This window comes from Nocardia aegles (genome assembly GCF_052545135.1).
The window spans coordinates 1-21,176 of record NZ_JBQWRI010000016.1; the positions used below are offsets into that span (position 1 = coordinate 1).

Annotated in this window: 24 protein-coding genes; 9 read left to right on the plus strand and 15 right to left on the minus strand. The window is 69.3% G+C overall.

The window, feature by feature from the left end; all coding sequences use genetic code 11:
* Nucleotides 1–164: 164 nt before the first annotated feature.
* Both ACT89H_RS27880 and ACT89H_RS27885 read right to left on the minus strand, forming a co-directional pair.
* Nucleotides 165–365: a DUF6186 family protein gene (locus ACT89H_RS27880; RefSeq protein WP_445111642.1), complete on the minus strand. Its 201-nt coding sequence runs from the start codon at nucleotides 363–365 to the stop codon at nucleotides 165–167.
* A complete protein-coding gene (locus ACT89H_RS27885; RefSeq protein ID WP_445111643.1) occupies nucleotides 362–775 on the minus strand; it encodes a hypothetical protein in 414 nt (137 codons plus the stop codon). The genes ACT89H_RS27880 and ACT89H_RS27885 overlap by 4 nt, the downstream gene beginning before the upstream one ends.
* A 336-nt stretch (nucleotides 776–1,111) precedes the next feature.
* Here ACT89H_RS27885 and ACT89H_RS27890 point away from each other — a divergent pair, with 336 nt between their 5' ends.
* Together ACT89H_RS27890 and ACT89H_RS27895 are read left to right on the plus strand one after the other, a co-directional pair.
* Nucleotides 1,112–1,624 (plus strand): DUF3558 family protein, encoded by a 513-nt coding sequence (locus ACT89H_RS27890; protein ID WP_445111644.1) that lies wholly within the window; start codon nucleotides 1,112–1,114, stop codon nucleotides 1,622–1,624.
* A 5-nt stretch (nucleotides 1,625–1,629) separates the two neighbouring features.
* Nucleotides 1,630–2,148 carry a DUF3558 family protein gene (locus ACT89H_RS27895; protein ID WP_445111645.1) on the plus strand — a complete coding sequence of 173 codons (519 nt, stop codon included), beginning with the start codon at nucleotides 1,630–1,632 and terminating at the stop codon, nucleotides 2,146–2,148.
* Nucleotides 2,149–2,245: 97 nt separating this feature from the next.
* On the opposite strand, the gene era is transcribed toward ACT89H_RS27895, so the two are convergent.
* The 10 genes from era to ACT89H_RS27945 form a co-directional block, all read right to left on the minus strand.
* Nucleotides 2,246–3,163: a GTPase Era gene (era, locus tag ACT89H_RS27900; RefSeq protein WP_445111646.1), complete on the minus strand. Its 918-nt coding sequence runs from the start codon at nucleotides 3,161–3,163 to the stop codon at nucleotides 2,246–2,248.
* The gene (locus tag ACT89H_RS27905; RefSeq protein ID WP_445111647.1) at nucleotides 3,156–3,542 is read right to left on the minus strand and encodes a cytidine deaminase-like protein; all 387 of its coding nucleotides are present in this window, start codon (nucleotides 3,540–3,542) and stop codon (nucleotides 3,156–3,158) included. The genes era and ACT89H_RS27905 overlap by 8 nt, the downstream gene beginning before the upstream one ends.
* Nucleotides 3,539–4,903, minus strand: coding sequence for a hemolysin family protein (locus ACT89H_RS27910; RefSeq protein ID WP_445111648.1), 1,365 nt, complete (start codon nucleotides 4,901–4,903; stop codon nucleotides 3,539–3,541). Before ACT89H_RS27910 ends, ACT89H_RS27905 begins: the two co-directional genes overlap by 4 nt.
* Nucleotides 4,900–5,454: an rRNA maturation RNase YbeY gene (ybeY, locus tag ACT89H_RS27915; RefSeq protein WP_445111649.1), complete on the minus strand. Its 555-nt coding sequence runs from the start codon at nucleotides 5,452–5,454 to the stop codon at nucleotides 4,900–4,902. Before ybeY ends, ACT89H_RS27910 begins: the two co-directional genes overlap by 4 nt.
* A 62-nt stretch (nucleotides 5,455–5,516) precedes the next feature.
* Nucleotides 5,517–6,578 (minus strand): PhoH family protein, encoded by a 1,062-nt coding sequence (locus tag ACT89H_RS27920; protein ID WP_445111701.1) that lies wholly within the window; start codon nucleotides 6,576–6,578, stop codon nucleotides 5,517–5,519.
* 334 nt (nucleotides 6,579–6,912) lie between these two features.
* Nucleotides 6,913–7,653, minus strand: a complete 741-nt coding sequence (locus ACT89H_RS27925) for a 16S rRNA (uracil(1498)-N(3))-methyltransferase (RefSeq protein ID WP_445111650.1) — start codon at nucleotides 7,651–7,653, stop codon at nucleotides 6,913–6,915.
* A complete protein-coding gene (gene dnaJ / locus ACT89H_RS27930; RefSeq protein WP_445111651.1) occupies nucleotides 7,654–8,805 on the minus strand; it encodes a molecular chaperone DnaJ in 1,152 nt (383 codons plus the stop codon).
* A gap of 138 nt (nucleotides 8,806–8,943) precedes the next feature.
* Nucleotides 8,944–9,975: a heat-inducible transcriptional repressor HrcA gene (gene hrcA, locus ACT89H_RS27935; protein ID WP_445111652.1), complete on the minus strand. Its 1,032-nt coding sequence runs from the start codon at nucleotides 9,973–9,975 to the stop codon at nucleotides 8,944–8,946.
* A gap of 173 nt (nucleotides 9,976–10,148) precedes the next feature.
* Nucleotides 10,149–10,952, minus strand: a complete 804-nt coding sequence (locus ACT89H_RS27940; RefSeq protein WP_445111653.1) for an alpha/beta fold hydrolase — start codon at nucleotides 10,950–10,952, stop codon at nucleotides 10,149–10,151.
* Nucleotides 10,953–10,967: 15 nt separating this feature from the next.
* A complete protein-coding gene (locus ACT89H_RS27945; RefSeq protein ID WP_445111654.1) occupies nucleotides 10,968–11,789 on the minus strand; it encodes an alpha/beta fold hydrolase in 822 nt (273 codons plus the stop codon).
* Between the two features lie 196 nt (nucleotides 11,790–11,985).
* Between ACT89H_RS27945 and ACT89H_RS27950 the strand changes: the two genes are divergently transcribed.
* Complete coding sequence (locus ACT89H_RS27950; RefSeq protein ID WP_445111655.1) at nucleotides 11,986–12,951, plus strand: helix-turn-helix domain-containing protein; 966 nt, start codon at nucleotides 11,986–11,988, stop codon at nucleotides 12,949–12,951.
* Between the two features lie 3 nt (nucleotides 12,952–12,954).
* On the opposite strand, the gene ACT89H_RS27955 is transcribed toward ACT89H_RS27950, so the two are convergent.
* From ACT89H_RS27955 to ACT89H_RS27965, 3 genes are all read right to left on the minus strand, one after another.
* Nucleotides 12,955–13,170 (minus strand): hypothetical protein, encoded by a 216-nt coding sequence (locus ACT89H_RS27955; protein WP_445111656.1) that lies wholly within the window; start codon nucleotides 13,168–13,170, stop codon nucleotides 12,955–12,957.
* A 104-nt stretch (nucleotides 13,171–13,274) separates the two neighbouring features.
* Nucleotides 13,275–14,483, minus strand: coding sequence for a radical SAM family heme chaperone HemW (gene hemW / locus ACT89H_RS27960; RefSeq protein ID WP_445111657.1), 1,209 nt, complete (start codon nucleotides 14,481–14,483; stop codon nucleotides 13,275–13,277).
* Entirely contained in the window at nucleotides 14,480–14,938 is a 459-nt protein-coding gene (locus ACT89H_RS27965; RefSeq protein WP_445111658.1) for an SgcJ/EcaC family oxidoreductase, read from the minus strand. The genes hemW and ACT89H_RS27965 overlap by 4 nt, the downstream gene beginning before the upstream one ends.
* A gap of 212 nt (nucleotides 14,939–15,150) precedes the next feature.
* On the opposite strand from ACT89H_RS27965, the gene ACT89H_RS27970 reads away from it, so the two are divergent.
* The 6 genes from ACT89H_RS27970 to ACT89H_RS27995 all read left to right on the plus strand — a co-directional run bounded on the left by ACT89H_RS27970 (nucleotide 15,151) and on the right by ACT89H_RS27995 (nucleotide 21,163).
* On the plus strand, nucleotides 15,151–15,243 hold the full coding sequence (locus ACT89H_RS27970) for an Ms4527A family Cys-rich leader peptide (RefSeq protein WP_350356343.1): 93 nt from the start codon (nucleotides 15,151–15,153) through the stop codon (nucleotides 15,241–15,243).
* Nucleotides 15,244–15,368: 125 nt separating this feature from the next.
* Entirely contained in the window at nucleotides 15,369–17,183 is a 1,815-nt protein-coding gene (locus ACT89H_RS27975) for a nitrite/sulfite reductase (RefSeq protein ID WP_445111659.1), read from the plus strand.
* A 20-nt stretch (nucleotides 17,184–17,203) separates the two neighbouring features.
* Nucleotides 17,204–17,920, plus strand: coding sequence for a phosphoadenylyl-sulfate reductase (locus ACT89H_RS27980; RefSeq protein WP_445111660.1), 717 nt, complete (start codon nucleotides 17,204–17,206; stop codon nucleotides 17,918–17,920).
* A 151-nt stretch (nucleotides 17,921–18,071) separates the two neighbouring features.
* A complete protein-coding gene (gene cysD / locus ACT89H_RS27985) occupies nucleotides 18,072–19,004 on the plus strand; it encodes a sulfate adenylyltransferase subunit CysD (RefSeq protein ID WP_445111661.1) in 933 nt (310 codons plus the stop codon).
* A gap of 1 nt (nucleotide 19,005) precedes the next feature.
* Nucleotides 19,006–20,301 (plus strand): sulfate adenylyltransferase subunit 1, encoded by a 1,296-nt coding sequence (locus ACT89H_RS27990; RefSeq protein ID WP_445111662.1) that lies wholly within the window; start codon nucleotides 19,006–19,008, stop codon nucleotides 20,299–20,301.
* A 136-nt stretch (nucleotides 20,302–20,437) separates the two neighbouring features.
* Nucleotides 20,438–21,163 (plus strand): sirohydrochlorin chelatase, encoded by a 726-nt coding sequence (locus tag ACT89H_RS27995; protein WP_445111702.1) that lies wholly within the window; start codon nucleotides 20,438–20,440, stop codon nucleotides 21,161–21,163.
* The last annotated feature ends 13 nt before the right edge of the window (nucleotides 21,164–21,176 follow it).

Genomic DNA, 21,176 nt, shown 5'->3' on the forward strand with positions numbered 1-21,176 from the left:
AAGCTCACGGCCCGATGCACGCGGGTCATAGTGGCCGGCTGGCGGCTCGACCTGGCCGGCGGCCGGCTGCGGGTGCTCCTTCGTCGGCGTATGCGGCGGCCGCGTACTACACGTGAGCCGGGCCGATGTGGTCACGCATGAACGATTCGGCGCAGGCCCGCGCGTCACCGGGCCAGGAAGTGCCAGCCGAGCCACGCCCACACCAGCACGGCGGTGATTCTCATCGCCCGGGTGCCGGTCAGGTACCCGATCGTCTCGCCCAACGACGCGACCGGGTCCCGGCGCAGCCGCGTGACCGCTACCGCGACGAGCGCGGCCGCCAGGAGCAGGCCGAAGCCGAGCAGGATGACAGCTCGATCGCTCATCGGGACACCAGCAACCATCCGGCGGCCAGCCACACCAGCCATCCGGCGAACCGCAGCGGCCATTGTTCGAGCGCCGGGTCCAGCAGTGTGGACAGTGTCGGGTGTTCGTAACTCGGCCGGTTCAGGGCGGGCTGCCGCAGAAGTGCGTAGACCTCCCATAGCGACGCCGCGACCAGCAGCGCCGACCACACGGCCAGGCCGCGCGTGAGCCGGGCGGTGCGCGGGGGCCGCTCGATTCGTACCCGGAACGCCAGCACCGTCGCCGCAACAGCCGCTACCACGACCATCGCGGTCGCCTGCCAGGTGAACGGCCGGGTCGCGGCACCGCCCAGCGCCAGCAGGAGCCCCACGATCAGCGGCGCCACCCGCCGCCGGAGTCGATGTGCCGAGCGCGCCGGTTGCTTCGTCACATGCGCAGGATAAGACCCGAACGGGCCGAATCGGGGCAGGCAGCGTCGAACTCCGGTCGCGGGCCGTCAGGAGATGCCGACAGCTCTCGATCGCGTCGTACTCGCGGCGGTGTCGACGAGTTGCGGCGTAGGTGAAGGGGTGAGGTGCACGGCCTTGGAACACCTCGACCACACCGTTGACCTGGTGCTGCACGGAGCCGGAGCCGACGCATAAGTCCGGGCGGACGCCGTGGCGTCGACCTCGAGCAGGGTGTCACGGGCGAAAGGCAATCGACACCCGCACCACCGAATCCGCAACCCGGCCAATCGAGCCGCCGACCGTTACCATCGGCATCCGTGCGTATTCAGTCGTGGATCGGGATCGGGATGACCGTACTGGCCGCGACGACACTGCCCGGCTGTAGCCGTGCCGGTTCCGTCACCGCGGCCCCCGCCTCGACCGCGCAGACACAATCGGAGCCGATGTTCGTCGGGCAATGCGGCTCGGCCGGCGACGCCGAGATCACGGATATCTCGGGGTTGGGTCGGATGCGGCTGATGTCCACTGATCCGCTGTTGTGCCGGTGGGAGGCGGACTCAGCGGGATCGAGTATCACGTTCAAATGGTTCCGGGGCAGCCCGATCAACGAATATCGCACCGACAACCAGGGCGGAAACGCCACCCGTACCACGATCGACGTCGATGGACACGCCGGATTCGCCTGGCTCGGCGCGCGTTCGTGTGAGGTCGCGGTGTCCTCCGGTGCCGGTGACTTCATCGCCTGGACCGTCGAATCCACCGCCCGACCGGCCGCCGACGAGTGCACCGCCGCCACGAAGCTGGCCACGACATCGCTGACGAAGAGGTAACGCACATGGTGAGCAGGCGAATCCGGGCGCGAGTAGCGGCGCTGATCGCGCTCGGGCTGCTGGCCGGCTGCTCCAGCGGTGAAAAGGCCCAGACACCATACGAATCCGCCGAGGCCAGCGAGCTCGCCGGGTGCGGGCCGCTGTCGATCGCGACGATCGAGCACACCGCGGCAGTGACCGCGCTGCAGCCGGTGGATTCGCCGACGATCTGTTCCTGGGTCGGTATCTCCGCCTCCGCAGGCGGCGGAATCGTCGACATCAGTTACGCGTGGTTCCAGAAGAACTCACTGATGTTCGACCGGCAGACGGCAGCGTCTCTCGGTTACCAGACCGAGAACCTGGTGACCGAAAGTTTCGGCGGCTTCTACTGGCACGACCCCCGCGACCCGGGCTCGTGCGGGGCATCGGCCGCCGATTCGGGCACCGTCACCTGGTGGATCCGCGACCGCGACCAGCACACCCCACCCGATCCCTGCGCGGCCGCGTGGAAACTGATCCAGGAAACCGTGAAACTCGACGGCTGACACCGCCCCGCACCTACAGCTACGGTCCAGCCCTCGGTAGCCACACGAACCGACGCTTCCGGAGATCGATCGAGCAGGCCGCCGACGACCGAACCGGTCAGAAACCGAGCTTGCCCAGCTGTTTCGGGTCGCGCTGCCAGTCCTTGGCCACCTTCACATGCAGGTTCAGGTAGATCCGGGTGCCGAGAATATGTTCGATCTGCTTACGGGCATTGGTGCCGACCTCTTTCAGCCGGGAACCGCCCTTGCCGATGACGATCGCCTTCTGGCTGGGTCGCTCGACATAGAGCAAGGCGTGCACGTCGAGCATGTCCTCGCGGTCCTCATAGGGCAGGACTTCTTCGATGACGACGGCCAGCGAGTGCGGCAACTCGTCGCGCACACCTTCCAGCGCGGCCTCGCGGATGAGCTCGGCCATCAGTGTTTCCTCCGGCTCGTCGGTGAGCTCGCCGTCGGGGTAGAAAGCCGGGCCCTCCGGCATCTTCGACGCGATCACGTCGACGAGCACCTCGACCTGCTCGCCCTCGACCGCCGACACCGGCACCACATCGGCCTCGGGGCCGAGCAGTTGGGAGATGGCGAGCAATTGTCCGGCGATCTGCTCCCGGCTCACCTTGTCGATCTTGGTGACCACGCCGAGCAACGTGGTCTTCGGCGCCATCTGCTTGACCTGCTGCACGATCCAGCGGTCGCCCGGCCCGATCTTCTCGTCGGCCGGAATGCACAGCGCGATCACGTCGACTTCCGAATACGTATCGCGCACAAGGTCATTGAGGCGCTGGCCGAGCAGCGTGCGCGGGCGGTGCAAGCCGGGGGTGTCGACCAGGATCAACTGGGCGTGCTCGCGGTGCACGATGCCGCGAATCGTGTGCCTGGTGGTCTGCGGACGCGAGGAGGTGATCGCGATCTTCGCGCCGACCAACGCGTTGGTCAAAGTCGATTTGCCGGTGTTCGGACGACCGACGAAACAGACGAATCCGGAACGGAATTCGCCCTTCTCCCGCGCGTCAGCCACCGCGGACCTCACCGGAGTCGGCGCTCACCGCGTCGCCCGCGTCAGCGGAGTCGTCGACGATCTCGAACACCGCGCCGTCGCGATCGGTGAAGATGATCCGCGCCTCCGCCGAAACCTCCCGTACCGCGGTCACACCGAAGTCGGACAACCGACCGCCGACCACGACGGCCGCCTCGAACCCCTCCGCACCGCTGGACAATGCCGCGGCCACGGCGGCTTGCAGGGCCGTCAACCGCAACGCGGCCAACGTGACCTCGCCCGCCGCGTAGGTGCGGCCGTCGGTGTCGCGGATCGCGGCTCCACTCGCCCCGCCGGTGCGGCCGAGTGCCCCACGGGCCAGCACGACCAGCTTGTTGTCCTCGGCGTCCAGTTCGGTCATTCGCTGTCTCCGTCCTCGTCGCGATCGGCCGCGATCTCCCGCTCCGATCCGTTCGCCTTGCGCTTGCCATGGGGATTGTCCCCGTTGGTCTTCCCAGCTGGGACCTTCTCGCGCGCTTTGCGTACCACCACGGTGTTCACCCGCATCCGGCCCCGCGCGTCCGGGCCGCCTTCGCCGCGCAGCACCAACCCGTGCGCTTCGATCTTCGAACCGGGTAGCGGCACCCGGCCCAGTTCGTGCGCGAGCAGGCCGCCGACGGTGTCGACGTCCTCCTCCTCGATCTCCAGCCCGAACAGCTCGCCGAGATCCTCCACCGGCAGCCGGGCCGACACACGATAACGGCCGGCGCCGAGATCTTCGACGGGCGGAGTCTCGTCGACGTCGTACTCGTCGGCGATCTCTCCCACGATCTCCTCCAGCACGTCCTCGATGGTCACCAGACCCGCGATGCCGCCGTACTCGTCCACCAGCAACGCCATGTGATTGCGCCTGCGCTGCATCTCGTCGAGCAGCCTGTCCAGCGGTTTGGAGTCGGGCATGAACATCGCGGGACGCATCACCTCGCGCACCCGCACCTTGCGGCTGCGCTCGGCGAACGGCACGAGGTCTTTCAGATACACCACACCGCGAATATCGTCGACGTTCTCGCCGATCACCGGGATTCGCGAATGCCCGGAACGCACCGCCAGCGACATCGCCTGTGCCGCGGTCTTGTCCGCTTCGATCCAGACCATCTCGGTGCGCGGCACCATCACCGCACGCGCCGCCGTGTCGCCGAGTTCGAAGACCGACTGGATCATTCGTCGTTCGTCGTCGGCGACCACCCCCCGCTCGCCGGCCATCTCGACCACCTCGCGCAACTCGATCTCGGAAGCGAAAGGCCCGTTGCGAAAACCTTTACCGGGGGTGATCGCGTTACCGATGAGAATCAGCAGCCTGCTGATCGGACCGAGCAGCGCGCCGATGAACTGCAGGGGCAGGGCCGCGGCCAGCGCGATGGAGTACGCGTGCTGCCTGCCCAGTGTGCGCGGGCCGACACCGATCACCACGTAGGACACCAGCACCATCACCAGCGCGGTGATCAGCAGCGCCCAGTTCCGGCCCCACAGTGTCATCAGTCCCGCCGCCAACAGCACTGTCGCGCCGATCTCGCACAGGATGCGCAGCAGCACGATGAGATTCACGTAGCGGGCGCGGTCGTCGACGACCCGGCTCAGCCGCACGGCGCCGGACCGGTCGGCACGCACCAGGTCCTCGACGCGGGCGGGCGAGATCGTGTTCAGGGCGGAATCGACCCCGGCGAAGATCCCACCCACCAAGATGAGCAGGACCGCGAGCAGAACGAGGGGCAGGGAATTCACGCGGGACCCAGGGAGTCACCCGGTGTGGTGAAGCCCGCCTTACCCAGCAACCGCGCGTCGCGTTCGGCCAGTTCGGCGCGCCGCTGAGCCTCCCGCAGGCTCTCGTACCACTCCTCGAGCAGCCGGGCCTGCAACGCGAACATCTCCTTCTCCTCGTCCGGCTCGGCGTGGTCGTAGCCGAGCAGGTGCAGCACGCCGTGCACGGTCAGCAACGCGAGTTCGTGCTCGAGGGAGTGCCCGGCCTTACGCGCCTGGCCCGCGGCGAACTCCGGGCACAGCACGATGTCGCCGAGCATGGACGGACCGGGTTCGGGGCTGTCGGGCCGCCCGCCCGGCTCGAGTTCGTCCATCGGGAAGGACATGACATCGGTCGGGCCGGGCAGGTCCATCCAGCGCATGTGCAGGTCGGCCATGGTGTCGAGATCGACGAGCACCATCGACAGCTCCGCGGCGGGGTGCACGTCCATCCGGGCGATCACGAACCGCGCGACGCTGACCAGCTCTTCTTCGGGTACGTCGATACCCGACTCGTTGGCGATCTCGATGCTCACCCGAACAGCCTACGATCCCGTCGATCGTGTCGGCGGAGCGGAGCCCCGCCCGGCGAGACGAGTTATCGCCGGTCGGCCCGGCTCGCCGCGCGGCGCTGCGCCCGGTTGCCGCCGTAATGCGGGGCGACCTGCGGACGTGACTGGGCCTCGAAGCGGTCGTAGGCGTCGACGATATCCGAGACCAGGCGGTGGCGGACCACGTCGCTGCTGGTCAGCTCCGCGAAGTGGATGTCATCGATCTCGGTCAGGATTTCGCCGGCGGCACGCAGACCGGAACGGGCGCCGGTCGGCAGATCGACCTGCGTCACGTCACCGGTCACCACGATCTTCGAGCCGAAACCTAGGCGGGTGAGGAACATCTTCATCTGCTCGGCAGTGGTGTTCTGCGCCTCGTCGAGGATGATGAACGAGTCGTTCAGGGTCCGCCCGCGCATGTACGCCAGCGGCGCGACCTCGATGACGCCGGCTGCCATCAGCTTCGGAATGGCCTCCGGGTCCATCATGTCGTGCAGCGCGTCGTAGAGCGGGCGCAGGTACGGATCGATCTTCTCGTTCAGCGTGCCGGGCAGGAAGCCGAGCCGCTCCCCCGCCTCGACCGCCGGGCGGGTGAGGATGATCCGGTTGACCTGCTTGGTCTGCAGCGCCTGGACCGCCTTGGCCATCGCCAGATAGGTCTTGCCGGTGCCCGCGGGGCCGATGCCGAACACGATGGTGTTGGCGTCGATCGCGTCGACGTAGCGCTTCTGGTTCAGCGTCTTGGGCCGGATGGTCTTGCCCCGCCGGGACAGGATGTCCAGGCTGAGCACCTCGGCGGGGGACTCGCTGGAGCCCTCGGTGAGCATCGAGACGGTGTGCCGTACCGCCTCGGGAGTCACCACGCGGTTGCGGCCGGTCAGCGCGACCAACTGCTCGATGACCCGCTCGGCGAGCGCGACGTCGGCCGCCTTGCCGGTGAGGGTGACGGAATTCCCGCGGACGTGAATGTCCGCGTCGAGCAGCGTTTCCAGTTCGCGAAGATTCTGGTCGGCCGAACCGAGGAAGGGGAACACGGATTCGGGAGCGAGTTCGATGCTCGAGCGCACGGTGCGCGCTGCGGGACCCGAACCGTTGTCGCCGGCGCCGATGCCCGCCGCTGGGGTGGTCGGGTCGCCGATCTCGCCTTGTGTTCTCAAAAGTGGCTATAGCCTGCTTTCCGGTCTCGACTGGTGCTGTATGGAGAAAGTTTAACCCGCCCCACCGACACCGCCCAGTGAATAAGCCGGGAGCAAGATCGACCTCTCACCGCATGCCCCCACGTCGCCGCGCCCAATCCTCGGTGAAATCACGAAAACGTCGCACCGGCCGGAACGGTGGGGACGGCAGCGGAGGCGAGGTCGCGGCGGCCGACACATCGGCGCTCGGCGGAAGGCGCTCGCAATACGAGCCGGTACGGAAGACGGCCGCGGTCGGCGGAGACCGTCACCAGCGCGGCGTCAGCGCGCCGAGCGCGCCGAGCGCGACCGCTGCCGCGGTGGAGGTACGCAGCACGGTCGGGCCGAGCAAGGTGATGTCCGCGCCCGCTGCGGCCAAGGCCGTGAGCTCCGCGTCGTCCAGCCCGCCTTCCGGGCCCACCACCAGGACGATCTCGCCGGTGTCGGCGAACGGCAATGCGGTGAAGCGGGCGGTGCCGGATTCGTGCAGCGCCGCGACGATCGCGCCGCGCGCCTTCGCCGAGCGGACCAGCTCCAGCACATCCTGGGTGCGGTGCAGGTCGGTGACTTCCGGAATGTAGGCCCGGCGGGACTGCCGGGCGGCCGATCGGGCCGCAGCGCGCCACTTCTCGACGCCCTTGGCCGCCTTGCCCTCCCAGTTCGCGACGCAACGCGCGGCCTGCCAGGGGACGACGACGTCCGCGCCCGCCTCGGTCATCAGCTCGACCGCCAGTTCCGAGCGATCGGATTTCGGCAGCGCCTGCACGACGGTCACCGGCGGCGCCTGCGGGGCCGCCAGCACCCGGTCGCGCACCGCGAGTTCGAGCCGGTCCCGTTGCGCGGCAACGACTTCCGATGCGGCGAGCACCCCTCGTCCGTCGGAGAGGGTGATCGGCTCGCCGACCCGGATGCGGCGCACCGTGGCGGCGTGCCTGCCCTCCGGGCCGTCGAGCACCGCGACCGAGCCCGGCTCGGGCACCTCGTCGAGGTAGAAGACCGTCGCAGCCACCTAGCGCCCGCTGAAGGACGCGCGCAGCCGCGCGAACAGGCCGCTGTTGTGCTCGGACTGCGCCGACATCACCTCGGCGCGCTCCCGCTCGCGCAATCCCTTGTACTTGCGCAACAGCTCGGCCTGCTTGCTGTCCAGCTTGGCCGGGATCACGATGTCCAGATGCGCCAGCAGGTCGCCGCGCGCGCTCGAGCGCAGCCGCGGCATGCCGTGACCGCGCAGCACCGAGATCTCACCGGGCTGGGTGCCCGCCGGAATGGTCAGCTCGGTCGGGCCGTCCAGGATGGTGTCGATCACGACGGTGGTGCCCAGCGCCGCGTCCACCATCGGCACCCGGATGGTGCAGTGGAGATCGTCGCCGTCGCGGACGAACACGTCGTGCGGCTGCTCCACGATCTCGACGTACAGGTCGCCCGCGTGACCGCCGCCCGGGCCGACCTCGCCTTGCGCGGCCAGCCGCACCCGCATGCCGTTCGCGACGCCGGCCGGAATCGGGGCCGCGATCTCCCGGCGCGCCCGCACCCGGCCGTCGCCACCGCACTTGTGGCACGGGTCCGGGATGGTCTCGCCCGCGCCGCGGCAGGTCGGGCACGGGCGCGAGGTCAGCACCTGGCCGAGGAAGGACCGCTGCACGGACTGTACTTCGCCCGCCCCGCCACAGGTTTCGCAGCGCACCGGCGTGGACTTGCCGTTGGTACCGGAACCCTGGCAGATGTCGCAGAGGATCGCGGTGTCCACGGTCAGGTGCTTGGTCACGCCGACCGCGCATTCGGCCAGGCTGAGCCGGGTGCGGATCAGCGAATCGGCGCCGGGCTGGACGCGACCGCGCGGCTTGCGCGCGCCGGCCGATCCGCCCATGCCGCCGAAGAACGCCTCGAACACATCGCCGAGCCCACCGAAGCCCGCGCCGTTGAATCCGGCCCCGCCACCGCCGGATTCCAGCGGGTCGCCGCCCATGTCGACGATGCGCCGCTTCTCCGGATCCGACAGTACCTCGTAGGCGGTCGACACTTCCTTGAACTTGGCCTGCGCCGCCTCGTCGGGGTTCACGTCGGGGTGGAGCTCACGCGCCAGCTTGCGGTATGCCCGCTTGATCTCCTGGTCGGTCGCGTTCTTCGCGACGCCGAGCAGTCCGTAGTAGTCCCGTGCCACTTGAGTTCTCTAGTCCTTGGTCGTTCTCGACAGTGCCGCCGGTGCCCGCGCCGCGTGTGCAGCGCCGACAACAGCATTAGTCTTGTGCACTCAACTTTATCCGGCCGAAAGATCGAGCGTAGCAGTGGCGCCGCCGCGTCAACGCTCGGCGAGCACCTCACCGATGTATCGGGCGACGGCCGCCACCGAGGCGATCGTGCCCGGGTAGTCCATTCGGGTCGGGCCGAGCACGCCCATACCGCCGAGCACCGCCCCCGCCGCGCCGTAGCCGGTCGACACCACCGACGTGCCGCGCATCTGCTCGACCTGCGTCTCCTCGCCGATCCGCACCGTGACCGTCCCCGGTTGCTGGGCCGCGGCGAGCAGCTTGAGCACGATCACCTGCTCCTCGAGCGCCTCCAGGACCGCGCGCAGCGAGCCGGGGAAACCGAAGTCGGCGGCGTTGCGGGTGAGGTTGGCGGTGCCGCCGAGCACCAAGCGCTCTTCCGGGTGTTCCACCAGGGTCTCCACCAGCACCGTGGACACCCGCACCAGCACGTCGCGCAGCCGCAGCGGGGCGTGCTCGGGTAGCTCGGCGACCGCCGCGGAGGCCGCTGCCAGCCGTTTGCCGTCCATCGCGCCGCCGAGCATGCCGCGCAGCGCGGCCAGGTCCTCGTCGTCGATCACCGCGCCGAGATCCACCAGCCGCTGGTCGACGCGGCCGGTGTCGGTGATCACCACCAGCAGCAGGCGGGCGGGATTGAGCGCCACCACCTCGATGTGCCGCACCGTGGACGCCGAGACCGTCGGGTACTGCACGACCGCGACCTGCCTGGTCAGCTGGGCCAGCAAGCGGACGCCACGGCGCAGCACGTCGTCGAGGTCGACGCCGGACTCCAGGAACTCGAGGATCGCCCTGCGCTCCGCCGACGACAGCGGTTTCACTTCGGAGATCCGGTCCACGAACTGCCGGTAGCCCTTGTCCGTGGGGATCCGGCCGGAACTCGTGTGCGGCTGCGTGATGTAGCCCTCCGCCTCGAGCACCGCCATGTCGTTACGCACCGTCGCGCTGGAAACACCGAGATTGTGCCGCTCGACCAGCGTCTTCGACCCGATCGGCTCCTTGGTCGCGACATAGTCCGCGACGATGGCGCGCAGGACCTCGAAGCGTCGATCCTCGGTGCTCGACATCGGCCGCACCTCCTCGCTTTCGTCTCCCGTGCCGCCGTACCCGGCGCCGACGTCCCGTGTGGCCACAACACATCGCAGGCGAATCACGGTTCGCCTGTCGATCCAGTCTAATTGTCGGTAACCGGATCGCTCGCCGTGCGACACATCCCTCTCAACCGGGAGCGAGGCCGTGCTCAACGGGGAACGGCGGCGTCGATCACCGCGGCAACGGCGTCGGGCCGGGAGACCAGCGCGGCGTGTGAGGCGTCGATCTCGCCGGTTCGAGCCGCCATGCGCTGGGCCATGAAGCGCTGGGCGGACGGCGGAATCACCCGGTCGTCGCCGGAGACCAGATACCAGCTCGGGATCCCGGACCAGGCGGGCGGCCCGGACGGTTCGAGGTTGGCCTTCACGGCGATGGAGCGCTGATGGGCGATCATGTTCTCCGCCGTCGCCGGACCGACGTCCTGGGCGAAGACGGCGGTGAAGCTGTCGGGCGCGACATAGGCGTCCAGGTTCTTCCCGGCGATGCCCGTGGTGTCGTCGACGACCTTCACTTGCAGGGCGGGCGGCAGCAGCCGACTGCCCGGAAAGCGGATCGGGTCGAGCGCGGCCTGGGCCACTTCGCCCTGCGCCGGTGCGAAAGCCGCGATGTACACCAACGATTCGACCTTCGGATCGTGGATGTTGCTGATCACGAAGCCACCGTAGGAATGCCCGGCCAGCACGACCGGACCGCTGATCGTGTCCAGCGTGCGCTGCACGGCGGCGGCGTCGTAGGCAGGTCCGCGCAGCGGGTTCTCCGGCGTCAGCACGCGGTAGCCCCGCTCGCGCAGCACGGCGGCGACGCCGTCCCAGCTGGTGGTGTCGGCGAAGGCGCCGTGCACGAGCACGACGGTGGGCAGCGATTGCGCCTGGGCGGGCCCGGCCGACACCGTGGCGGCGAGCGCGAGGGCCAGCGCGGCGACGGCGCGGCGCGGGCAGCGTCTGTTCGTCATTCGGGTGTCGGCTCCTCAGCTCTTCAGGAAGTCCAGCAGATCGGCGTCGAACGCTTTCTCGTAGTCGCCGCACAGGCCGTGCGGAGCGCCGGGGTAGACCTTCAGTTGGCCTCGCGGTAGCAATTCCGCCGTCTTGGCGCCCGCGGCGGCGAGCGGCACGATCTGGTCGTCGTCACCGTGCGCCACGAGCACCGGGATCTCGATAGTCGGCAGCTCGGCGGTGAAATCGGTCTCCGAGAACGCCCTGACGCAGTCGAACGCGCCCCCGAGCCCCACCTGCATGCCCATCAGCCAGAAGTGATCGCGCAGCCCCTGCGAGACCGTCGACCCCGGGCGGTTGGCGCCGTAGAACGGGACCGACAGATCCTTCCAGAACTGCGAGCGGTCGGCCGCCACGCCCGCGCGGATGTCGTCGAACGCCTCGATCGGCGTCCCTTCCGGATTGCTCCCGGTTTTCAGCATCAAGGGCGGGACCGCGCCGAGCAGCACCGCCTTGGCGACCCGTGAGGTGCCGTGCCGGGACAGGTACCTGGTCACCTCGCCGCCGCCGGTGGAGTGCCCGACCAGAATCGCGTCCTTGATGTCCAGCTCGTTCAGCACTGCGGCGAGGTCGTCGGCGTAGTGGTCCATGTCGTGCCCGTCCCACACGTCGCTCGAGCGGCCGTGCGCACGCCGATCGTGCGCGATGGCGCGATAGCCGTTCCGCGCCACCAGGTTCATCTGGTTGTCCCAGGCGTCCCCGTTCAGCGGCCAGCCATGGCTGAACACCACGGGTCGCCCGGCACCCCAGTCCTTGTAGTAGATCTCGACGCCATCGATGGTGGTGATCGTCGGCATGACAGTTCCCTTCGATCCGAACAGACGGTCGGGCGAACCGGAATCGCTCTCGAGCGAGCGCCGTGGGACAGCGTATGCCGGGCAACCGCCGGAAAAACGACTCTGCGTGCACGATCTTCGGCTCAGAATGCACGGCTCGGCCGGCGGGTTCCGTGCGAGGATTGCCGAATCTGTCCCATTCGCGACGGAGGCTGTGATGACGGTCGTGTTCGACTCGGACACCATCGCGCCGCACGAACGAGCGGACGCGGTGGCCGCGGCGGTACAGGAGGCATCGGTCCCGTCCCATGTCGTACTGGACGGACCGCAGGAGCGGGTACACGCCACGTTCGACATGTGGCGGTTCGGCGCGGCCAGTGTCGTGCGCGCCCGCACCTCGGGCATCCAGCTGATCCGGACGCCGAAGCAGGTGCGGGCCTCCCCCGCGCCGGTGCTGGCGGTCGCGGTGCTGCAGGCGGGCGACGGACGCTACGAGCAGGGCGGCGTCCCGCGCGTCGTGCGGCCGGGCGATCTAGAGGTCATCGACCTGAACGCGCCGTACGACTTCAGCCGGCGCGGCGACGGTGCGTCGACCTGCCTGTACGTGCCGCTCGATCAACTCGGCCTGCCCGCCGATCTGATCGGTCAAGCCGCCGCGAGGGTGCGCGACAGCCCGCACTATCCGCTGGTGGCCAACCACATCGTCCAACTGACCGCCGCCGCCGACGCGCTCAGCGCCGACCCGGCGGCCGCGCTGTCGGGCTGCGCCAGCATCGAGCTGATCCGGGGACTGTTGTTGTCGGCGGGCGCCGACGACGGCAACGGCTCCGTCGTCCCGGACGACATCCTGCTGTCCCGGATTCGTGCCTACGTCCGGCGCAACCTCTCCGATCCCGATCTCGGGGCGGAACAGATCGCCAAGGCGCACAACATGTCGGTCCGGCAGCTCTACAAGATCTACGCGAACACCGACTACAGCCTCGAGCAGTGGATCATCGGCCAGCGGCTGGAGCAGGTGCGCGGCGATCTGACCCGGCCGGAGCTGAAGCACCGGACGATCGCGCTGATCGCGCGCCGCTGGGGCTTCCGCGATCCGTCGCATCTCGCCCGGCGCTTTCGCGCCGCCTACGGGCTCTCCCCGCGAGAATGGCGCAACACCGCGCTCTGCCGGGCAGAGCCGTAGCGGTCAGCCGCGATCGCCCGCTTTCGCCTGTTTGCCCGCGCGAGCGTCGAGACCGAGCATCGCCAGCAGCGACTCGCAGTCGGCGGCGTTCTCGGCGTAGCTGGCGACCGTGCGGGCGGCGACGGCGCACTGGAGCGCGTTCTGCGCTCGCTCCGCTGCTCGCGCCTCCGCGAATTCGCCGGGTTCGTGGATAAGGGTCATACGTGGTGCCGAGGCCATGAGTCTCCTTGGGGTTGGTCGCAGACTACGCGGCCGGTGGGCGACGTGTTACCGGAACGAGACATAAAGTGCACCGCGTTGACCGGATCGTGATCCCCCGGCGCTCAGTCGAGCAGTGCACGGACGACACCGTCGGCGAGCAGACGGCCGCGGTCGGTGAGGACGAGCCGGTCGTCCGGAGTGCGCACGGCGAGGCCGTCGGTGACCACGCGCTCGACGGCGGCGAGCGCGGAGGATGCCAGATCGGCCAGCGGCAGGCCGGTGCGCAGCCGGACGGCGAGCATGACCCGCTCGGTGTACCGCTCGTCCGCGCCGAGCGCCTCCCAGCCCGCGGCGGGCAGCCCGCCCGCGCCGACGCGATCGGCGTATCGGGCGGGATGCTTCACGTTCCACCAGCGCACGCCACCGAGATGACTGTGCGCGCCGGGTCCGGCGCCGAGCCAGTCGCCGCCGTCCCAGTAGCCGAGGTTGTGCCTGCAGACCGCGGCCTCGCCCGCGGCCCAGTTCGACACCTCGTACCAACCGAACCCCGCGGAGCGCAGCCGCGCGTCGATGCGCTCGTAGCGGGCGGCCAGCACGTCGTCGTCCGGCGCGGGCAACTCGCCGCGGCGCACCCGCCGGGCCAGCGCCGTGCCGTCCTCCACGATCAGCGAGTAGGCCGAGACGTGATCGACACCCGCGCCGAGCACCGCGTCCAGGCTCGCGTCCAGATCGGCAGCGCGCTCGCCCGGCGTTCCGTAGATCAGGTCGAGGTTGACGTGCTCGAATCCCGCGGCGCGTGCCTCCAGCGCGGCGGCCACCGCGCGGCCGGGGGTGTGCGTCCGGTCGAGCACCTTCAGCACGTGCGCCGCGGCGGACTGCATGCCCAGCGACACCCTGGTGAACCCGGCGGCCCGGATGCGCTCGAAGAATTCCGGCGAGGTGGATTCCGGATTGGACTCCGTGGTGACCTCGGCTCCGGCGGCGAGGGTGAACTCCGCGCGCACGGCGTCGAGCACTGCGGCGAGCCCGTCGCCGCCCAGCAGCGAGGGCGTCCCCCCGCCGACGAAAACGGTGGACACTTCCGGCGTCGCGGTGGGCAACGCCGCGAACTCCCCGGCGGCGGTCGCCAGCTCGCCGCGCAGGGCCGTCAGCCATGACTGCGGCGAGGCCGAGCTGCCGAGTTCCCCCGCGGTGTAGGTGTTGAAGTCGCAGTAGCCGCACCGCGTGGCGCAGAACGGTACGTGCACGTAGATCCCGAACGGCCCGTCGCCGAAGTCACGCAGCACCGGCGCGGGGGTGTCGGTGCTTGTGGTGGCGGCGGAAGAAGTCACCTGTCCAGTGTGAACGCCGCCGCGATCGCGGCGGCGTCCGGGACCGCGGTACGGGCCGTCAGTCCGCCACGACGGGAGTGTTCTGGTTCGCGGTGAGCAACCAGCGGCCGTCCTCCTTGGACATCACGTACATCGGGCTGCCTTCGCTGTCCAGGACGCCCGCGACGCTGGCGCACCTTCACCGCGGCCACGTCCGGCCGGATGAACAGCACGTGCTCCACCTCGTAGGTCGCCGTGCCGTGCGCGGTGGCGCCGGGCAGCACCTGTGCGGTGAACTCGGCGATGGCGGCCCGGCCGAAGAGGCGTTTGCCGTGCCCGGTGGTCCAGATCGCGTCCGCCCGGAACAGCGCGACGAACTCGTCGACGAGTTCGTTCTGCTGAGCGTGCTGGACGCTCGCCACCACCGCGCGGATGGCTTCGAGTTCGGCGGTGGTGCCGGCAGCTGTGGTACTCATGGCGCCGAGCGTCCTACCTCGAGCTCACTCGAGGTCAAGCGAGGTGCGCAGTGTCACAGACGGCGAGGAGCCGTATCCGGCGCCTGGTCGCACCCCTGAACTATGACTGCCGTCACAAACGGGGTCGAGCGTCCAGGGGATTTCCCGCAAAATCACGGAAAATACTGGACGCAGGGTCGGAAGGCCATCGCTGACGTGGCACAATAGGCCGCATGCGCGCTTTGGAGATTCGACTGGTGGCCCGTCGCCACGTCGATTACAAGCGCGTTTGCAGCGCCTGCTGTCTGCCCGGCTCTCTCCGGTAGTTCAGCGCGCCCGATCCCCGGGTCCCCGGCGATCCCGATCTCATCGGCCCGCTGACACCGCAGGCGTGAGTCAGCCCCTCGCGCCCCTCAGCAGGATGTACCACCCACCCCGCAGGAGCGACCCCATGACGTCGAACACCGACGCCGGTCCGACCGATCAGCCCACGCCCGAATCCCAGCCGGAGCGCCGTGCGCGCCCCGAACGCCCGGCCTCCGAACGCCGGGTGCGCCCGGATCGGCCGCGTCCCGAGGCGACCACGACCGGACCGCGCGTCCGCACCGGCAAGCCAGTGCGCCGCAAGGCAGAGGGTCAGTGGGCGCTGGGTTACCGCGAGCCGCTGAACCCGAACGAGCAGTCCAAGAAGGACGACAACCCGCTCAACGTCCGCGCCCGCATCGAGAACATCTACGCCAAGACGGGCTTCGACGGCATCGACAAGGGCGACCTGCGCGGCCGGTTCCGCTGGTGGGGTCTGTACACCCAGCGCGAGCAGGGCTACGACGGCAGCTGGACCGGTGACGAGAACATCGACCTGCTCGAGGCCAAGTACTTCATGATGCGCATCCGCTGCGACGGTGGCGCGCTGAACCTCGCGCAGCTGCGCACGCTCGGCGGGATCTCCACCGAGTTCGCCAGGGACACCGCGGATCTGTCCGACCGGGAGAACGTGCAGTACCACTGGATCGAGGTGGAGAACGTCCCGGAGATCTGGAAGCGGATCGAGGCGGTCGGCCTGAAGACCACCGAGGCGTGCGGCGACTGCCCGCGCGTGGTGCTCGGGTCCCCGCTGGCGGGCGAGTCGCTGAACGAGATCATCGACCCCACGCCCGCGATCGAGGAGATCGTGCGCCGCTACATCGGCAAGAAGGAGTACTCCAACCTGCCGCGCAAGTTCAAGACCGCGATCTCCGGCCAGCAGGACGTGGTGCACGAGATCAACGACGTGGCGTTCGTCGGTGTCGTGCACCCCGAGCACGGCCCCGGTCTCGACCTGTGGGTCGGCGGCGGACTGTCCACCAACCCGATGCTCGCCAAGCGGGTGGGCGTGTGGGTGCCGCTGGACGAGGTGCCGGACGTGTGGGAAGCCGTCGTGTCGGTGTTCCGCGACTACGGCTACCGCCGCCTGCGCACCAAGGCGCGCCTGAAGTTCCTGATCAAGGACTGGGGCATCGAGAAGTTCCGCCAGGTGCTGGAGGACGAGTACCTGAAGCGCAAGCTGATCGACGGCCCCGCGCCGGAGCAGCCGACCAAACCGATCGACCACGTCGGCGTGCAGCGGCTGCGCAACGGGCTCAACGCCGTCGGCTTCTCCCCCATCGCGGGCCGGGTGTCGGGCACCGTGCTGACCAAGGTCGCCGACGCGGTCGAGCGGATCGGCTCCGATCGCGTCCGGTTCACCCCGTACCAGAAACTGATCGTGCTCGACGTCCCCGACGACAAGGTCGACGCGCTGATCGACGAGCTGGAACCGCTCGGTCTGCAGGCGCGGCCCTCGCTGTGGCGGCGGAATCTGATGGCCTGCACCGGCATCGAGTTCTGCAAGCTCTCCTTCGCCGAGACGCGCAAGCGCTCCCAGGCGCTGGTGCCGGAGCTGGAGGAACGGCTGGCGGATATCAACGCGCAGCTGGATGTTCCGATCACCATCAACATCAACGGCTGCCCGAACTCCTGCGCCCGTTCGCAGATCGCCGATATCGGGTTCAAGGGTCAGCTGGTCGACGACGGCGCCGGGAATCAGGTGGAGGGCTTCCAGGTTCACCTCGGCGGCAGCCTCGGCTTCGACAGCGCGTTCGGGCGCAAGCTGCGCCAGCACAAGGTCACTACCGGCGAACTCGGCGACTACATCGATCGGGTGGTGCGCAACTTCGTCAAGCAGCGTTCGGACGGCGAACGGTTCGCCCAGTGGGCGGTCCGCGCCGACGAGGCCGACCTGAGATAACTGTCGACGGGAGATCAATTGTGACAACCGAACTCGCGGAAAAGCTGTCCGAGGACGAGCTCCGCGCCATCGCCGCGCGCGGTGCCGCCGAACTCGACGGCGCCTCGGCGACCGAACTCCTGCAATGGACCGAGGACACCTTCGGCGCGAACTACATCGTCGCCTCCAACATGCAGGACGGCGTGCTGGTGCACCTGGCCGCGGGCGTGCGCGCCGGCGTCGACGTGCTGTTCCTCGACACGGGCTACCACTTCGCCGAGACCATCGGCACCCGGGACGCGGTAGAGGCCGTGTACGGGGTGAACGTGGTCAACGTCCGGCCGGAACACTCCGTGGCCGAACAGGACCGACTGCTGGGCAAGGACCTGTTCGCCCGCGAGCCGAACGAATGCTGCCGGTTGCGCAAGGTCGTCCCGCTGAAGAAGTCGCTCGCGGGCTACAACGCCTGGGTCACCGGCATCCGCCGGGTGGAAGCGCCGACCCGCGCGAACGCACCGCTGATCTCGTTCGACGAGGGCTTCGGACTGGTGAAGATCAACCCGATCGCGCCGTGGTCCGACGACGAGATGCAGGACTACATCGAAAAGCACGGCATCCTCGTCAATCCCCTGGTGGAGGAGGGGTATCCGTCCATCGGCTGCGCTCCGTGCACACGGAAGCCGGAGCCGGGAGCCGATCCGCGAAGCGGCCGTTGGGCCGGCCTCGCCAAAACCGAATGCGGGTTGCACACCGCATGACCGAGTCAGGGCCCGGAGGAGGCAGCCTGCGTAACCACGTAGGGCCCCTCGGGCATGCCAAAAAAAGACACAGCATGACCGAGTCAGGGCCCGGAGGAGGCAGCCTGCGTAACCACGTAGGGCCCCTCGGGCATGCGCAGAAGGACACAGCATGACCGAGACCATTCACAACCAACGTTCGCTCGGGATCACCGATTTCGATACCCTCGCCGCGCTGGAATCCGAGGCGATCCACATCTTCCGCGAGGTGGCGGGCGAGTTCGAGCGGCCGGTGATCCTGTTCTCCGGCGGCAAGGACTCCACCGTGCTGCTGCATCTGGCGCTCGAGGCGTTCTGGCCCGCGCCGCTGCCGTTCGCGCTGCTGCATGTGGACACCGGGCACAATCTGCCCGAGGTGCTGGAGTTCCGGGACAGGGTGGTCGAGCGCTACGGCCTGCGCCTGCACGTGGCGAAGGTGGAGGACTACCTGGCCGACGGCAGGCTCACCGAGCGCCCGGACGGTATCCGCAACCCACTGCAGACCGTCCCCCTGCTGGACGCCATCAGCGAACACCGTTTCGATGCCGTCTTCGGCGGCGGCCGCCGCGATGAGGAGCGCTCGCGCGCCAAGGAGCGGATCTTCTCGCTGCGCAACGCCTTCGGCCAGTGGGACCCGAAGCGGCAGCGTCCCGAGTTGTGGAACCTGTACAACGGGCGCCACGCACCGGGCGAGCATGTGCGCGTGTTCCCACTGAGCAACTGGACCGAGCTGGACATCTGGCGCTACATCGCCCGCAAGGATATCGACCTGGCGAGCATCTACTACGCGCACGAGCGTCCGGTGTACCTGCGCGACGGCATGTGGATGACGCCCGGCGTGTGGGGCGGGCCGCGCGAGGGCGAGGTGCTGGAGACCAGATCGGTGCGCTACCGCACCGTGGGCGACGGGTCCTCCACCGGCGCCATTCTTTCCGACGCGGCCGACAACGAGGCGATCCTCGCCGAGGTCGCCGCGTCCCGACTGACCGAACGTGGCGCGACCCGCGGCGACGACCGCGTCTCCGAAGCCGCGATGGAAGACCGCAAACGAGAGGGTTATTTCTGACATGTCCGACCTATTGAGGCTGGCCACCGCCGGTTCTGTCGACGACGGCAAGTCCACTCTGGTCGGACGCCTGCTCTACGACACGAAATCCGTTCTGGCCGACCAGATCGACGCCGTCACCCGCGCGTCGGTGGACAAAGGTCTCGCCACTCCGGATCTCTCGCTGCTCGTGGACGGGTTGCGCGCGGAACGCGAGCAGGGCATCACCATCGATGTCGCCTACCGCTACTTCGCTACTCCGCGCCGCTCTTTCGTGCTCGCGGACACCCCCGGGCACGTGCAGTACACCCGCAACACCGTGTCCGGCGCGTCCACCGCGCAACTGGTGATCCTGCTCGTCGACGCCCGCAAGGGCGTCATCGAGCAGACCCGCAGGCACGCCGCCGTGCTCGCGCTGCTCGGTGTGCCGAAACTGGTGCTCGCGGTGAACAAGATCGATCTGGTGGACGACGCCGCGGCCGTGTTCGCCGCCATCTCCGCGGAGTTCAACGAGCTCACCGCGACGCTGGGCTGGTCGAGTGCGGACGTGCTCGAGATCCCGGTCTCGGCGCTGCACGGCGACAACATCGCCACCCGGTCGGACAACACCCCCTATTACGACGGTCCGTCGCTGATCGAGCACCTGGAATCGGTACCGGTCGACGCCGACAGCACCGGCGATCACCAACTGGGCCTGCGGTTCCCGGTGCAGTACGTGATCCGGCCGCGCACCGCCGAATACCCCGACTACCGTGGCTACGCGGGACAGATCGCCGCGGGCGCGGTCGCTCCCGGCGACGAGGTCGTGGTGCTGCCGTCGGGCATCCGCACCACCGTGGAGCGCATCGACACCCCCGATGGCGAACTCGCGGTGGCGCAGACCGGACGCAGTGTCACGCTCATCCTGGCCGACGACGTCGACATCTCGCGGGGCGACATCATCGCCTCGGTCGCCGACGCGCCCGAGCCGATCGACGCCTTCGACGCCACCGTGTGCTGGCTGGGCGACAAGCCGCTGCGTCCCGGCGCGCGACTGCTGCTCAAGCACGGCACCCGGACCACCCAGGCCATCGTCGGCACCCTGCTGGAGCGCTTCGACGAGCAGCGCCTCGCGGCCGACCCCGACCCCGCCTCGCTGGAGCTCAACGACATCGGGCGCATCTCGGTGCGGGTCGCCGAGCCCATCGCGGCCGACGACTACCGGCAGAACCGGCACACCGGCAGCTTCCTGCTGATCGACCCGGCGGGCGGCAACACGCTGGCGGCCGGTCTGGTCGGCGACGTGCTGACCGCCGTCGAAGTCGGTACCGGGGCCTGAGGTGGCGGTGTCGCGAGCCCTGTTCGGCGCCCCGCCGGTCCTGGGCGCCGTCGCCCCGGCGGGCCGTTCGGGGTCCGCGAGTTCCCGGGTCGGCCATCCGGCCGCACTCGGCGGGAGCGCGGCGCGCGCGACTGCGCTGATCGCGGTGGCCCACGGCAGCCGCGATCCGCGGTCGGCGGCCACCGTCGCGGAGGTGGTCGGCGCCGTCGCCGCCGCTCGGCCGGACCTGGACGTCCGGACAGCGTTTCTCGATCTCACCGCCCCCTCGGTCGAACAGGTCGTGGATGCCGTCGCCGCCGAGGGCCACACGCATGCGGTGGTGACACCCCTGCTGCTCGGCAGCGCCTTTCACGCCAGGGTCGATCTGCCCGGTCTGCTCGCCGCGGCCCGCGCCCGCCATCCCGGGTTGCGCCTGACCCAAGCCGACGTACTCGGTGTGGACGCCGGACTGGTCGGTGCGCTGCGCGACCGCGTCCTCGCCGCCGGTGCCGGGCACACCTTCGCGGATCGGCGCCTCGGCGTCGCGGTGGCGGCGGTCGGATCGTCGTCGGCGGCGGCCAACGCCCGGACCGCCGAGGTAGCCACCCGCCTGTCCGCCCGCACCGGCTGGCGAACCGAGATCTGCTTCGCGACCACCGAACCGTCGGTCACCGAGGCGATCGCGCGACTGCGCGCTCGCGGCGCGCACCATGTGCTGGTCGCTCCCTGGTTCCTCGCACCCGGATTGCTGACCGATCGCCTCGTCCACACGGCGCCGGAAGCCCTCCATGCCGATGTGCTCGGTGCGCATCCGGCGCTCACCGACGTCGTCCTGGATCGTTTCCACGCCGCGATCGCGGATACGCGCGCGCTCTCGGCCTGACCGGACGTTCTCC

Bases quoted from the DNA above. Each gene is read 5' to 3' on its own strand.
- ACT89H_RS27880 (WP_445111642.1), bottom strand. From the start codon at position 365: ATGAGCGATCGAGCTGTCATCCTGCTCGGCTTCGGCCTGCTCCTGGCG.
- ACT89H_RS27895 (WP_445111645.1), top strand. From the start codon at position 1,630: ATGGTGAGCAGGCGAATCCGGGCGCGAGTAGCGGCGCTGATCGCGCTC.
- ACT89H_RS27905 (WP_445111647.1), bottom strand. From the start codon at position 3,542: ATGACCGAACTGGACGCCGAGGACAACAAGCTGGTCGTGCTGGCCCGT.
- hrcA (WP_445111652.1), bottom strand. From the start codon at position 9,975: ATGTCGAGCACCGAGGATCGACGCTTCGAGGTCCTGCGCGCCATCGTC.
- ACT89H_RS27940 (WP_445111653.1), bottom strand. From the start codon at position 10,952: ATGACGAACAGACGCTGCCCGCGCCGCGCCGTCGCCGCGCTGGCCCTC.
- ACT89H_RS27945 (WP_445111654.1), bottom strand. From the start codon at position 11,789: ATGCCGACGATCACCACCATCGATGGCGTCGAGATCTACTACAAGGAC.
- ACT89H_RS27950 (WP_445111655.1), top strand. From the start codon at position 11,986: ATGACGGTCGTGTTCGACTCGGACACCATCGCGCCGCACGAACGAGCG.
- ACT89H_RS27955 (WP_445111656.1), bottom strand. From the start codon at position 13,170: ATGGCCTCGGCACCACGTATGACCCTTATCCACGAACCCGGCGAATTC.
- ACT89H_RS27965 (WP_445111658.1), bottom strand. From the start codon at position 14,938: ATGAGTACCACAGCTGCCGGCACCACCGCCGAACTCGAAGCCATCCGC.
- ACT89H_RS27970 (WP_350356343.1), top strand. From the start codon at position 15,151: ATGCGCGCTTTGGAGATTCGACTGGTGGCCCGTCGCCACGTCGATTAC.
- ACT89H_RS27975 (WP_445111659.1), top strand. From the start codon at position 15,369: ATGACGTCGAACACCGACGCCGGTCCGACCGATCAGCCCACGCCCGAA.
- cysD (WP_445111661.1), top strand. From the start codon at position 18,072: ATGACCGAGACCATTCACAACCAACGTTCGCTCGGGATCACCGATTTC.
- ACT89H_RS27990 (WP_445111662.1), top strand. From the start codon at position 19,006: ATGTCCGACCTATTGAGGCTGGCCACCGCCGGTTCTGTCGACGACGGC.